Genomic DNA, 12808 nt, shown 5'->3' with positions numbered 1-12808 from the left:
GGACCGGCCTGTCCCCGGCTTCTATCCCGGTGTCGTCGCCTTCCGGCATCTGCGGCTCCCGCACAGTCGGCACTGCGCCTCTCCCCCGTACGACTCCGTCCACCCCGTCCGGGGTTGAGCGGGCCACTCTCACCGGGACAGGACCTTCCGGTCCCGGCGGCACCACCGGCTCCGGCGGGTCTTCCCCGCACCGGCCCCGCCGGCTGCTCCGGTCATGTCACCCGGATCACAGGATCCTGGTCAACTTCGCCCCGAAGCCCGGCTCGGTCATGTCCTCCTTGAGCGTCACCGGCACCCGCACCTGGCCCGGCCCGTCGCCGACGGTCAGCGTGCCGGCCCGCGCGCCCGCCTTCGCCTCGTGCGGCAGCGCCTTGCCGCCGTCCGTGAGGCCGAGCTTCACCTTCAGCCCCGACCAGCCGACCGCCGACACGTCCCGCGAGGCCACCACGGGCGTCTTGCCGCCGAGTTGGTCGTCCACGTAACCGACGACGTCGCCCTTGCGGACCACCTTCTGCGCCTGCAACGAGTCCTGCGCCGTGTCGATGAGCCTCTTGCTCTTGGCGAGCACCGTGTCGAGGATCGACGGCTCGTACTGCCCGAGCACGGCTCCGATGATCAGCTGCTGGGTGCCGCCCACCCGCTTCTCCGCGGCGAACAGCAGATTGCCGCCCGCCTTCGTCGTCGTACCGGTCTTGATGCCGACGACTCCGTCGAGCGGGACGAGCTTGTTCCAGTTGCCGTGCCGGTCGCCCTTGGTGTCCTTGTAGCCGGGCAAGCGCACGGTCTCACGGAAGAGATCGATGCCCATCGCCTTCCTCCCGAGCTTCACCTGGTCCGCGGCGGTGCTCACCGTGGAGGACGTCAGACCGCTGGGATCGGTGTACTTCGTGTCCTTCATCCCGAGGTCGGCGGCGGCCTTGTTCATCTTCTCGGCGAACGCCTTCTCCGAGCCCGCGTCCCAACGGGCCAGCAAACGGGCCACGTTGTTCGCAGATGCGATCATCACCGCCTGGATCGCCTCACGTTCGGAGAGCGTGTCGCCCTTCTTCACATCGACCGTCGACTCGTTCTGCGCGCTCAGTCCGGCCTCTTTCTCGGCCTTCTTGTCGACGGGGATCTTCGGACCGTCCTTCCCCTTCTTCACCGGGTGGTCGCGCAGGATGACGTACGCGGTCATCACCTTCGCCACGCTCGCGATCGGCACCGGCTTCTGCTTGCCGTACGAGCCCAGCGAACCGAGGCCCTGCACTTCGAGCGCCGCCTGGCCCTCGGAGGGCCACGGGACGGAGGGCTTGTGCCCCTGGAAGCTGTACGTCGGCGAGGCCGAGAGGGACAACTCCGGGTCGGGCAGCGGCCGTACGGCCTGCGCGATGGCGAAGAGGATCGCCAGCAGCACAACCAGCGGCGTCCAGATCTTGACCCTGCGCGCAGCCGTACGCAGCGGAGTCTCCGGCGGCGGAGGCGTGTTGGTCAGCTGCGCGAGCAGATCGAGCGGCGCCTGGTCGGGCCGCGCCTGCTGCCGCGTCAACTCGGCTTCGGTGAGCTGACGTTCGGGCTCCGCCTCGGGCGGAAGCTCGCCGGCGGCGGGCTCCTCCTCGGGCATCGGCGGTACGACGGGGGCGGGATCGCGCTTGGGACGCGGGGGCGCGTCGGCGGAGCGCAGCGGCACGAACTGGCTCGTGCGCTCCGACTCGGACTCCGGCTCCGGCCCGGCCTTGCGCCCGGACCCGGCCTTGGATCCGCCCTCGGGCTCCGACTCGCGCGCGGGCTTCTCGCCGGTGTCCGGCTTTGCGGTCTCGGCAGCAGTGCCGGAGTCCGCAGCGCCGCCGGAGTCGGCGCCGGAGTCGGTGCCGGGCTGCGCCGCGGCGACCCGCGGGTCGGTCGGCTCCGAGGACTTTGCGGGCTTTGCATCCGCGTCCTCGGCCTCGGCCTCGGCCTTGCCCCCGGCCTTCGCGGGGGTGCCGCCGGTACCGGCCGTCTCCGGCTCGCCCGTCTCGTCCGGCTTGTCCCGCTTGCCCGCGGCGCCGCCCTTGTCGCGGGCGCCGGGCTCGACGGCACGGAAGACCGCCGTCGGCTGGTCCACGCGCGCCTCGCCGTCGGCCTCCTCGCCGACTCCCTCGGGGGCGCCGCCCTGCGAACTCTTCGGCCTCTTCGGCGCGGGCGCACGGAAGACCGCCGTGGGCTCGTCCACCCGCTCGCCCGGCCCGGCGGCGCTCTCGTCCCGGGCCTCTGCGGCCGCCTCGTCCCCGGCCGTCCCCTCGGTGTCCCCGGCGCCTCCGGCGTCCCGGTCACCCGGGCCCTCGGAATCCCCGGAGCCGGTCTCCCCGGCGTCCGTCTCTACGGACCGCGCCTCCCCGGAGCCAGTCTCCGGCGCCGTCCCAGCGGACCCGGTCTCCCCGGACCCCGTCTCCCCGGAGCCGGTCTCCGGCACCGTCCCAGCGGACCCGATCTCCCCGGACCCCGTCTCCCCGGAGCCGGTCTCCGGCACCGTCCCAGCGGACCCCGTTTCGCCGGGGTCGGCCTCCGTCTCCGTCGCCGTCCCAGCGGAGCGCGTCTCCGTCTCCGGCTCCGTCCCAGCGGAGCGCATCTCCGTCTCCGGCGCCGTCCCAGCGGAGCCGCGCTCGCCCTCGCCCAGCTCATCGCTCGGGCCCTCGCCCGGCCCTCCGCTCCGGCCCTCGCCCGGCTCCTCGCTCCCGCCTTCGGCGGCGTCGCCCCCGCCCTCGGCGGCGTCCGCGGCGTCCGCCGCCTGCGGGGTCCTGCCCGAGCCGAAGAAGGCCGCCGTCATGCGCTCCGCGCGCCTCGCGGCCTCCTCGCCGTCCGTCGCCTCCGCCGAGTCGTCCGCTCCCGGCCGTACGGTCCTGAACATCGCCGTGGGGTGGTCGGGCTCGCCCGCGGCCTTCGCGGCGCTCTCAGGGCCGCCTGAGCCCTCCCGCGCCTCCGCGCCACCCGGCTCACCGGTCCGCTCCGGGGCTTCCGTGGCTCCGTCCGCGCCCTCACCGTCGGCGGACTTGGGACGCACAGGCAGTTCACCGGCCGGGATTTGGCTTGAATTCTTCTCCCCCGCACCGGAGTTGGCCTTCTCATCCTTGACGATCTCGGCTTCCCCGGAACCTTCTCGGCCACCCTCGCCGGCTTGGCCCGTATCGTCCGGCTCGTCGTCCGTACCTGCGACCCACGCCGCCACAGCGGCCTTCAACCGGTCTTCGCCGGGCCCGCCGCCCTGGCCGCCGGCTCCGGCGTCACCGGACGCCGCGCCCTCATCGGCGACCTCGGCGCCCTCGTCGCCGGAGCTTCCGGAAGGTTCCGCTTCCGTGCCGTCCCCGTCGGCCGCAGAGGTCGCGGACGCGGCCTCCGAGGCGCCGTCCGCGGCCTCGTCCCGGGCTTCGCCGGAGGCCTCCGCGGTCTCGGGAGGGGAGGCGTCCGACCCTCCGCCCGACTTCCGTTCGCGCTTCTTCCCGGACTTCTTCCCGTCCGTGGAAGCAACCGTCGCGCGGTCTTCCGTCGTCTCCCCCGACGACTCCCTGCGCTCCACCTTGTCGGGGGACTCGCCCGCCACCGATGCCTCCTGCTGATGAATCTCGCCGCTCGCCCTACAAGTTACGTACCAGTCAACAGTGTCCTGCGCACCATGCCTCCCATATCGCGCGGGGGCTCCGGCAAGGTCACGGACAGGTCTCTCCGACCGTGCAGACGAGAACGACATACCTACTGGTTCCCGTCCATAACGCCCAGGCGCTCTCGACAGACCATTGTGAGAGGGGTCACCCTGTCAGACATCCACGCGGGGAGGCATGGATGGGCAGGAGCCGCAGAACTATTCCGGAGGAGCTTCTGCTGCTGGCCTTGGACCCGGCCACGGGCACCACGGCACAGCCGCAGTCGCTTGACCTCGGCCTGGCCGGGGCCCAGCTCGTCGAGCTGGCTCTCGCAGGACGTATAGCCCCGGACGGGGACCGTATCGCCGTGGTGCTGCCACGGCCGACCGGAGATCCAACTCTGGACTCCGCACTGGAGTTGCTGCGAAGGCGTGGCAGCCCCGTGCGCGCTGTCCACTGGATCGGCGGGCCCCGATTGGGACTTCGCCAAACCTATCTCACACACCTGGAGCGGTGCGGCATGGTGCATGCCGTATCAAGCCAGATGTGCGGGGTGTTGCCGACGACTCGCTACCAGGCGACGGAGACGGCGATCAGCCGGGAGATCCGAACCCGGCTCGACGCCGCGATCCGTACGGGCGTGCCGCCGGACCCGCGGACGGCGGCGCTCGCGGCGCTCGCCCACGCGGTCGGCCTCGGCAAGCACCTCTATCCCGGCAACGAGGGGCGCTCTTGCCGCTCCCGGCTCCGGGATCTGATCCGGCACGACCCGATGGGCGGCCTCGTCGCACACGCCGTGATGGATGTGCAGAACGGCGCGGGGGCGCAGCAGCCCCGGCGTGCGGCGGGCAACGGCGGTGCCGGAGCCCCGGCGCCGGCCGCTCAGACCGGTCGTCCCGCCACGGCGCGCGCGGGCGTGCCCGCCGGGCACGTCCAGTCCAGGCAGGTGTCCGAGAAGGCACGGCCGAGTGTGGGCGGGATGGTCCGCGCCGGCGCACGCTGATCACAGGGTGCGCGCGAGCGCACAGGCACCACCGGCAGTACGCCGAGGCGCCTGCCGGAACCGCGATGGCGCGCGGGGTGGTGGTCCGGCTGTCGAAGAGGACAGCCGGACCACCACCCCGCGCGCACGCGTGCGTCTACGCGGGTGCGTCAACTGTGGCCGTATACCGACCCGTTGCTGTGCCCGACTCTGCACCCTCTGTTGCCATTCGCCAGCGAGATCGCTCACGGTGGTGGCAACCTGCTTAAAAGTAGTCGTACTTACGCGGAGGTGCAGCACCCGTGGCGTCAAACGTCAACCCAACCGTCCGGCGCCGCCGCCTGGGCCAAGAGCTGCGCCGCCTCCGCGAGTTGAAGAACATGACGGCCGAGGAGGTCGCGGACCGCCTGCTGGTCTCCCAGTCGAAGATCAGCCGCCTCGAGAACGGGCGGCGCAGCATCAGCCAGCGCGACGTGCGCGACCTGTGCGGGGTCTACGAGGTCGAGGACAGCCGCATAGTCGAATCGCTGATGCAGATGGCCAAGGAGTCGCGCCAGCAGGGGTGGTGGCACGCGTTCGGGGACATCCCGTACAGCGTCTACATCGGGCTGGAGACGGACGCGGCCTCGCTGCGGGTCTACGAACCGCAGGTCGTGCCGGGCCTGTTGCAGACGCAGGCGTACGCGGAGGCGGTCTGCCAGGGCGCACAGCCGGAGGCGTCGGCCTCGGACATCGAGAAGCGCGTCCAGGTGCGCATGCGCCGCCAGGAGCGGATCAACGACACCCGTCATCCGCTGCGGCTGTGGGCCGTGCTCGACGAGTCGGCGCTGCGCCGGCAGGTCGGCGGGCGGCAGACGATGGTGGAGCAGCTGGAGCGGCTCAACGAGTTCTCCCAACTCCCCCATGTCACCGTCCAGGTGATGCCCTTCTCCATGGGCGCGCACCCCGGGGTGAACGGGCAGTACGCGATCCTCGAGTTCCCCGACGCCTCGGACTCCTCCGTGGTCTACCTGGAAGGCGTCACGAGCGACCTGTATCTGGAGAAGTCGCATGACGTGCAGAGCTACAGCGTCATGTATGAGCATTTGCGAGCCGAAGCTCTCAATCCGGACCAGACACGCGAGTTCATCGAGAATGTGGCAAAGGACTATGCCCGTGGCTGAGGGCGGGGAGCGTACACCCTGTCCAGGAGCACAGTGAAGCTACCCGCGGAATATGCCATCCGGTCGAGTGAACGGCCCCTTCGCGCCGGGAAATCGAGGCGTACGGTCGAGCGCTGGAGTCGAACAACCGGAGCAGACATGGCAATTCAGCAGGGAAACACGACCCGATGGATCAAATCGAGTTACTCGGCGAACGGTGCGTGCGTCGAAGTGAAGTCCCCTACCCGGACAGCAGTGGCGGTTCGTGACTCGAAGGTCCCGGACGGTCCGTCGCTGAGCTTCCCCCCGGGTGCCTGGAACGGCTTCGTGGCCGGCGTGTGCGGCGGAGAGCCCGTCCACAGCGCCTGACCGGTCACGGAGTCACCCTGGAACTGAGCCCTCTCGACCGGCCCGCCGTCCCAGCCGAGGGGGCTCTTCCATGGGCGTACGTGCGGCCGTGGGCGTACGTGCGGCCGTGGGCGTACGTGCGGCCGTGGGCGTACGTGCGGCCATGGACGTACGGACCGTGGGCGCACCGGCAGCGGGCGAGCGCGGGTCAGGCCCGCGGGTAGCGCGCCAGCCACGCCGGCGACGCCGCGCCCGGTGCGTGCAGCGCGGGCCCCTGGGTCATCTCCATGGCGAAGTCGTCGGCCAGTTCGAGCATCGTCGGGCGCCCCTCCAGTTCCGCGACCCACGCGGGCGGAAGCGCCGTCTCCCCGTGGATGGTGCCGAGCAGATTGCCGCAGACGGAGCCCGTGGAGTCGCTGTCGCCGCCGTGGTTCACGGCGAGCAGCAGCCCGTGGCGTACGTCCTCGGCGACGAGCGCGCAGTAGACGCCGATGGCCAGGGCCTCTTCGGCGGTCCATCCCTCGCCCAGCGCCTCGACGCGTTCCGCGGACGGCATGCCCTGGCGCATCGCCCCGAGCGCGCGCTTCAGCGCGTCCGTGGTCTCCTCGTGGCCCGGCCGCGTGGCCAGCATCGCGAGCGCCTTCTGCACCGCGTGGTCGAGGCTGTCCTTGCGCGCCAGCGCGTGCACGATCGTGGAGAACGCGCCCGCCGCCAGATATGCCGTCGGGTGGCCGTGCGTCTGCGCCGCGCACTCGACGGAGAGCTGGAAGACCAGTTGGGGCTCCCAGCCGACCAGCAGCCCGAAGGGCGCGGAGCGCATCACCGTGCCGCAGCCCTTCGACTCGGGGTTCTTGGGCGACTCCAGCGTGCCCATGCGCTCTTCGGAGAGTCCGCTGAGGCAGGTCTTGCCCGGGGAGCGCCGTGCGTACAGCCACTCCTCGCGCGCCAGCCAGCCGTCCTCCTTCTTGCGTTCGTCCGGGCCCCAGTCCCGCTGGGTGGCGGCCCACCTGCGGTAGGCGGCGTGCACGTCGGTCGGCGGGTGCCAGGCGCCCGTGTCCCTGCGCACATGCGCGCGGATCAGGCCGTCCGTCGTGAACAGCGTCATCTGGGTGTCGTCGGTGATGGCACCGCGACGCCCGTACGCCGGTACGTAGTCCGTGACGCCGGCCGAGCCGTGCGCCTCCCTGATGTCGCTCAGCGAGTCGTGCTCGACGCCCGCACCGAGCGCGTCGCCGATCGCGCCGCCGAGCAGGCAGCCCCGCACCCGGCTGCGGAAGTCCTGCTGCTCGGTGCGGCCCCACATGGCATCACCGCCGGAAGCGGCCACGTCTCTCTCCCACTGGTACGGCGTAAGGGTCCGTGCGTCGAGGCAAGCAAGGGGAGACCTGCTCCTGTCAGCAGGTCAGCACTCTAGAACGCCGGTTTGGTTTTCCAACACCGGAAGGAGTTCCGGAAGGTGCCCGTCCGACCGGCGGGCCGCCTCCTTGCGTTCCTCGGGCACCTCTCCGTACAGGGTCGTACGGGCGCGGGAGGGCCTGCCCGCGGCTTGGGCGATCTCGACAAGATCCTGCACCGAGCGGTACGAGCCGTAAGAGGAGCCCGCCATGCGGGAGATGGTCTCCTCCATCAGCGTGCCGCCGAGGTCGTTGGCACCGGAGCGGAGCATCTCGGCGGCGCCCTCGGTGCCCAGCTTGACCCAGCTCGTCTGGATGTTGGTGATGTACGGGTGCAGCAGCAGCCGCGCCATCGCCGTCACGGCGCGGTTGTCGCGGGTGGTGGGGCCGGGCCGTGCGATGCCCGCGAGATACACGGGCGCGTTGGTGTGGATGAACGGCAGCGTCACGAACTCGGTGAAACCTTCCGCCCCCTTGGCCAGCGCCGACTGCTGGATGCTCGCGAGCCGGCGCAGATGACCGAGCCAGTGGCGGGGCTGGTCCACGTGTCCGTACATCATCGTCGAGGACGAGCGGATGCCCGACTCGTGTGCCGTCTCGATGACTTCGGCCCAGGTGTCGGCGGGAAGCTTGCCCTTGGTGAGGATCCAGCGGACCTCGTCGTCGAGGATCTCGGCGGCCGTGCCCGGGATCGAGTCGAGTCCCGCCTCCCGTGCGCTCAGCAGCCAGTCGCGGATCGAAAGACCGGTGCGGCTGGCGCCGTTGACGACCTCCATCGGCGAGAAGGCGTGCACGTGCATCCCCGGCACGCGCTCCTTCACGGCGCGGGCGATGTCGAAGTACGCGCTGCCCGGCAGGTCCGGGTGGATGCCGCCCTGCATGCACACCTCGACGGCGCCCACGTCCCAGGCCTGCTGGGCGCGGTCGGCGACCTGGCCGAGGGAGAGGGTGTAGGCGTCGGCGTCGGTGCGGCGCTGGGCGAAGGCGCAGAAACGGCAGCCCGTGTAGCAGACGTTGGTGAAGTTGATGTTGCGGGTGACGATGTACGTCACGTCGTCGCCGACGACGTCGCGGCGCAGCTCGTCGGCGATGCTGCACACCGCGTCCAGGGCGGGCCCGTCTGCGTGCAGCAGCGCCAGGGCCTCGTCGTCGGTGAGGCGCGTGGGGTCGTCGGCGGCGGTGGACAGCGCGGCGCGTACGTCCGTGTCGATGCGCTGGGGTGCCATGCCCGGCTGCGCGGCCTCGCGGAGCGAGTCCCAGTCGCCGTAGACGTCGTCGAAGTCGTCGCGCCGGTCGGCGGTGCGGCCTTCGGTGTCGATGGTGCGGTGCAGGTCCGTACGTCCCGACGGGGCGAGATACCCCTCGTCGGGCTCCTGCCACGGGCGGCCCTCGACGGGGGCGTCCTCGCGGGCGAGTCCGGTGTCCGGCTCGACGAGCGCGTTCACGTGCGGCAGCAGGCGCGGGTCCAGCCAGGGCTCGCCCGCCTTGACGAACTCCGGGTATACGGGCAGGCGTTCACGCAGTTCGAAGCCGGACGCGGCGGTGCGCTCGGCGAGGTCGTCGATCTGCGGCCAGGGGCGCTCGGGGTTGACGTGGTCCTTCGTCAGCGGGGAGACGCCGCCCCAGTCGTCGATGCCGGCGTCGATGAGCTTCGCGAACTCCCCTGCGGCGCCGTCGACCAGGTTCGGCGGCGCCTGGATGCGGACGGAAGGTCCCATGATGTGGCGGGCGACGGCGATCGTCGCGGCCAGCTCGTCGAGTTCGGCGTCCGGCGTTCCGCGCATGGCCGTGTCCGGCTTGGCGCGGAAGTTCTGCATGATGAGTTCCTGGATGCCGTGGTAGGCGCGCTGGATGCGGCGCAGGGCGAACAGGGACTCGGCACGCTCCTCGTACGTCTCGCCGATGCCGATCAACAGCCCTGTGGTGAACGGGACGTTGGAGCGTCCCGCGTCCTCCAGGACGCGCAGCCGCACCGCGGGCTCCTTGTCCGGCGACCCGTGGTGGGGGCCGCCCGGCTCGCTCCACAGCCGCTCCGAGGTGGTCTCCAGCATCATGCCCATGGAGGGCGACACGGGCTTGAGGCGCTGGAAGTCGGACCAGGAGAGCACCCCGGGGTTGAGGTGGGGCAGCAGGCCGGTCTCCTCCAGCACGCGGATCGCCATGGCCCGTACGTACGAGAGCGTGTCGTCGTAGCCGTGCGACTCCAGCCACTCGCGGGCCTCGGGCCAGCGGTCCTCGGGCTTGTCGCCGAGGGTGAACAGGGCCTCCTTGCAGCCCGCTTCGGCACCGCGGCGCGCGATGTCGAGTACCTCGTCCGGGGACAGGAACGCCCCCAAGCTCCGCTCGGGAGGTGCCCCCACCGTGCCCTTCTCGCGGCGCAGCTTGCCGGGCACGGTGACGAACGTGCAGTAGTGGCACTTGTCGCGGCACAAGCGGGTGAGCGGGATGAAGACCCCGCGCGAGTACGTGATCACTCCCGGACGGCCCGCCGCCTCCAGCCCGGCGTCCCTCACGCGGGCCGCGGAGCGGGCGAGTTCGGCGAGATCGCCGCCGCGAGCCTGGAGCAGGACCGCGGCTTCGGCGGCGTCGAGCGTCACACCGTCGCGGGCACGCCGGAGCGCACGCCGCATTGCGTTGGCGGTGGGGGCTGCCTGCGCGTTCGAAGTCATGAATTGAGCATACGAGCGGGACCGAACGGCTCTCCGGAGCGGACGCTGCGGGCTATCTCACATCGTCTACGGTGCTGCGTTACACGCGGCCGCACGGATGTGCGGCCGCAGGGGACCGACGACCGACAACTACGGGGGAATCAATGCGAGTTCGCCTTCTCACCACTTCTGCCGTGCTGCTCCTCGCCGTGCTGGGCGGGGGCGCAGCGACGGCGCACGCGGCACCGGGCGGAGCCGCGCGCGGCGGGGCGGTGGCCGGTGCCGCGGCGGCGGCGACCGGCGCGGCGGCTAGCGGCGCGGTGTCCGGTGCCGCGGCCGGTGCGGCGACCGGTGTGCAGGGGCGGGCGGCGGCAGGGGACGTGGAAGGCGGCGCCGGAGGGACAGCGGGAGGGGCGTCCGGCGGTACGTCCACCGGGACCTCCGCGGTCGCGGGGAACTCCGCGGTTGCCGGGACCTCCGCGGCCGGGCACGGCGACGGTGCCGGCGCGGTGCGTACTCAGGCCGCGCCCGGACGGATATCCGGCGGCGTCAGCAGCGGCGGAAGCCGGGGCGGCACGACGAGCAGCAGCGGTGGGAGCGTCAGCACCAGCGGCGGCGTCAGCAAGACCAGTTCGGGCGGCACCTCCAGGGGCGGCTCGACCCTCGGCAGGACCACGACCGGGACGACCACCACGAGCGGCCACAACGGTGGGGACTCGTACTCGAAGAAGGGCCACAGCCGGTGGTGGCTGTGGCTGGTGATCCCGCTCGTCCTCATCGTGGCCGTGGCCGTGGGTCTGGCCCTCTTCGCGGCCTCACGGCGCCGCTCCTGAACGGGCGGGCGCGGGCGTGCCTCCGGTAAGCGGACGCGGGTGCTCCTCCGGTATGCCGCACGTGCGGGTGGGGTGCGAGCGGTGCCCGGCTCGCGCCCGCCGAGAGTTATCCACAGGGGTTTCCCCGCCTGTCGGCTGCGCGTAGAACAGTGACTCGTGGCGTCGGGGCGGCGCCGCCAGGGCTGGGTCAGCGGCGCGGTGGCGCGCCGCGAAGGGGGAGGCACACATGCCAGGCGTGGAGAGACGCGACGTGCTCCGGATGTCGGCGGTGGCGGGAGCCACCGGCGTGCTGACCCTCGGCGGGGTGAGCTTCGCCCGCGCCGCCGACGGCTCGGAGCGGTCCAGGACGGTCAAGGGCCGTCTGCCCACGGGAGCGCCCGACTTCGTCTATCTGCCGGTCGAAGTCCCCGCCGGCGTCCGCGAGTTCGAGGTGTCGTACGGCTACGACAAGCCGGCGGTTCCCGAGGGCACCCAGGGGAACGCCCTGGACATAGGGGTGTTCGACGAGCGTGGCACGGCCCTCGGCGGGCGGGGCTTCCGTGGCTGGTCGGGTGGTGCGCGGGACCGGTTCACGATCAGCGCCGAGGAGGCGACGCCGGGGTATCTGGCAGGGCCGGTCCGCGAGGGCACCTGGCACGTCGCGCTCGGTCCGTACACGGTGGCCCCGCAGGGAATGGAGTACGAGGTCACGGTCACCCTGCGGTTCGGGGACCAGGGCGAGACCCCGCGTCCCGTTCATCCGCCGGAGCGCGCGCGAGGCCGCGGACGCGCCTGGTACAGGGGCGACTGCCATCTGCACACGGTCCACTCGGACGGCAAGCGCACCCCGGCGGAGGCCGCGGCCGCAGCACGCGAGGCGGGCCTGGACTTCATCGCGACCACGGAGCACAACACGTCGTCGGGGCACGGCGCCTGGACCGGCCTGTGGGACGAGGACTTCCTGATCCTCTGCGGCGAGGAGATCACCACGCGCAACGGCCATGTGCTGGCACTCGGCACGGACCCGGGCACCTTCATCGACTGGCGCTACAGAGCCCGCGACGGCCGCTTCCCGCGCTTCGCCCGCCGGATCCGGCGGGCCGGCGGCCTGATCGTCCCGGCCCATCCGAACTGCCCGTTCGTCGGCTGCCAGTGGAAGTTCGGGTACGGGGAGGCGGACGCCGTAGAGGTGTGGAACGGGCCGTGGACGACGGACGACGAGCTCGCGGTCGCGGCCTGGGACAACATGCTCACGGCTCCGCCGCCGGGCCACGGCCCGCTGCCCGCCATGGGCAACAGCGACGCCCACGCCGAGCCGCAGAAGGTCGGCCTGCCGCAGACGGTCGTTCTCGCGGAGGACCTCTCCAGGCGTGCCCTGCTGGAGGGCATACGGGCGGGCCGCAGCTACATCGCGGAGTCGTCGGAGATCTCCGTGCGGTTCACGGCGAGCGGTGAGCAGGGCGAACACGCGGACATCGGCGAGCGGTTGGCGGTCCGGCCGGATGCGCGGGTCACGGTGCGGCTGGAGGTCTCCGGTGCGCCGGAGGGCGCCACGGCCCGATTCCTCACCGACGAGGGCGAGATGTTCACGGCCCCGGTCTCCGGTGCCCCTCTGGAGTGGCGGACCACGGCTTCGGCCGCGGCCTATGTGCGGGCGGAGATACGCCGCCGTCCGCCCGCGGGTTCTCCGCCCGATCTGCCCGGCGCGATGGCCGCGATGACCAACCCCGTCCGGCTGGGCCGAGACGACGGCTGACCGCCCGTCACCGTCCGCGGTCGTCCGTTGCCGCTCCGGGATTCCCGCACCCCTCGGCTGTCCGAACGCTCCCTGTTTGACGGTGAATTACGTTCTGTCGATGTGTACGAATGTTCCTGTTACGGGTGTG

The 12808-nt window shown here is 71.9% G+C and carries 8 protein-coding genes; 5 read left to right on the top strand and 3 right to left on the bottom strand.

Annotation, left to right across the window (positions count from 1 at the left end):
- Nucleotides 1-226: 226 nt before the first annotated feature.
- Nucleotides 227-3556 carry a D-alanyl-D-alanine carboxypeptidase gene (locus HCC61_RS16625; RefSeq protein WP_346777236.1) on the bottom strand — a complete coding sequence of 1110 codons (3330 nt, stop codon included), beginning with the start codon at nucleotides 3554-3556 and terminating at the stop codon, nucleotides 227-229.
- A 239-nt stretch (nucleotides 3557-3795) separates the two neighbouring features.
- On the opposite strand from HCC61_RS16625, the gene HCC61_RS16620 reads away from it, so the two are divergent.
- The 3 genes from HCC61_RS16620 to HCC61_RS16610 all read left to right on the top strand — a co-directional run bounded on the left by HCC61_RS16620 (nucleotide 3796) and on the right by HCC61_RS16610 (nucleotide 6089).
- A complete protein-coding gene (locus tag HCC61_RS16620) occupies nucleotides 3796-4599 on the top strand; it encodes a GPP34 family phosphoprotein (protein WP_169136232.1) in 804 nt (267 codons plus the stop codon).
- 281 nt (nucleotides 4600-4880) lie between these two features.
- Complete coding sequence (locus HCC61_RS16615; RefSeq protein WP_169136231.1) at nucleotides 4881-5741, top strand: Scr1 family TA system antitoxin-like transcriptional regulator; 861 nt, start codon at nucleotides 4881-4883, stop codon at nucleotides 5739-5741.
- A 138-nt stretch (nucleotides 5742-5879) separates the two neighbouring features.
- Nucleotides 5880-6089, top strand: coding sequence for a DUF397 domain-containing protein (locus HCC61_RS16610; RefSeq protein WP_169136230.1), 210 nt, complete (start codon nucleotides 5880-5882; stop codon nucleotides 6087-6089).
- Between the two features lie 187 nt (nucleotides 6090-6276).
- On the opposite strand, the gene HCC61_RS16605 is transcribed toward HCC61_RS16610, so the two are convergent.
- Nucleotides 6277-7371, bottom strand: coding sequence for an ADP-ribosylglycohydrolase family protein (locus HCC61_RS16605; protein ID WP_169136414.1), 1095 nt, complete (start codon nucleotides 7369-7371; stop codon nucleotides 6277-6279).
- A gap of 99 nt (nucleotides 7372-7470) precedes the next feature.
- The gene (locus HCC61_RS16600) at nucleotides 7471-10131 is read right to left on the bottom strand and encodes a bifunctional FO biosynthesis protein CofGH (protein ID WP_169136229.1); all 2661 of its coding nucleotides are present in this window, start codon (nucleotides 10129-10131) and stop codon (nucleotides 7471-7473) included.
- 143 nt (nucleotides 10132-10274) lie between these two features.
- On the opposite strand from HCC61_RS16600, the gene HCC61_RS16595 reads away from it, so the two are divergent.
- The gene (locus HCC61_RS16595) at nucleotides 10275-10943 is read left to right on the top strand and encodes a hypothetical protein (RefSeq protein ID WP_169136228.1); all 669 of its coding nucleotides are present in this window, start codon (nucleotides 10275-10277) and stop codon (nucleotides 10941-10943) included.
- 259 nt (nucleotides 10944-11202) lie between these two features.
- Nucleotides 11203-12678 carry a CehA/McbA family metallohydrolase gene (locus tag HCC61_RS16590; RefSeq protein ID WP_240969069.1) on the top strand — a complete coding sequence of 492 codons (1476 nt, stop codon included), beginning with the start codon at nucleotides 11203-11205 and terminating at the stop codon, nucleotides 12676-12678.
- Nucleotides 12679-12808: the final 130 nt, after the last annotated feature.

The organism is Streptomyces sp. HNM0575, from assembly GCF_012726265.1.
Lineage (GTDB): Bacteria > Actinomycetota > Actinomycetes > Streptomycetales > Streptomycetaceae > Streptomyces.
The sequence above is the reverse complement of the archived record's forward strand: the minus strand, read 5'-3'. Positions and strand labels throughout refer to the sequence as shown.

Bases quoted from the DNA above. Each gene is read 5' to 3' on its own strand.
- HCC61_RS16595 (WP_169136228.1), top strand. From the start codon at position 10,275: ATGCGAGTTCGCCTTCTCACCACTTCTGCCGTGCTGCTCCTCGCCGTG.
- HCC61_RS16605 (WP_169136414.1), bottom strand. From the start codon at position 7,371: ATGTGGGGCCGCACCGAGCAGCAGGACTTCCGCAGCCGGGTGCGGGGC.
- HCC61_RS16620 (WP_169136232.1), top strand. From the start codon at position 3,796: ATGGGCAGGAGCCGCAGAACTATTCCGGAGGAGCTTCTGCTGCTGGCC.
- HCC61_RS16610 (WP_169136230.1), top strand. From the start codon at position 5,880: ATGGCAATTCAGCAGGGAAACACGACCCGATGGATCAAATCGAGTTAC.
- HCC61_RS16590 (WP_240969069.1), top strand. From the start codon at position 11,203: ATGTCGGCGGTGGCGGGAGCCACCGGCGTGCTGACCCTCGGCGGGGTG.
- HCC61_RS16600 (WP_169136229.1), bottom strand. From the start codon at position 10,131: ATGACTTCGAACGCGCAGGCAGCCCCCACCGCCAACGCAATGCGGCGT.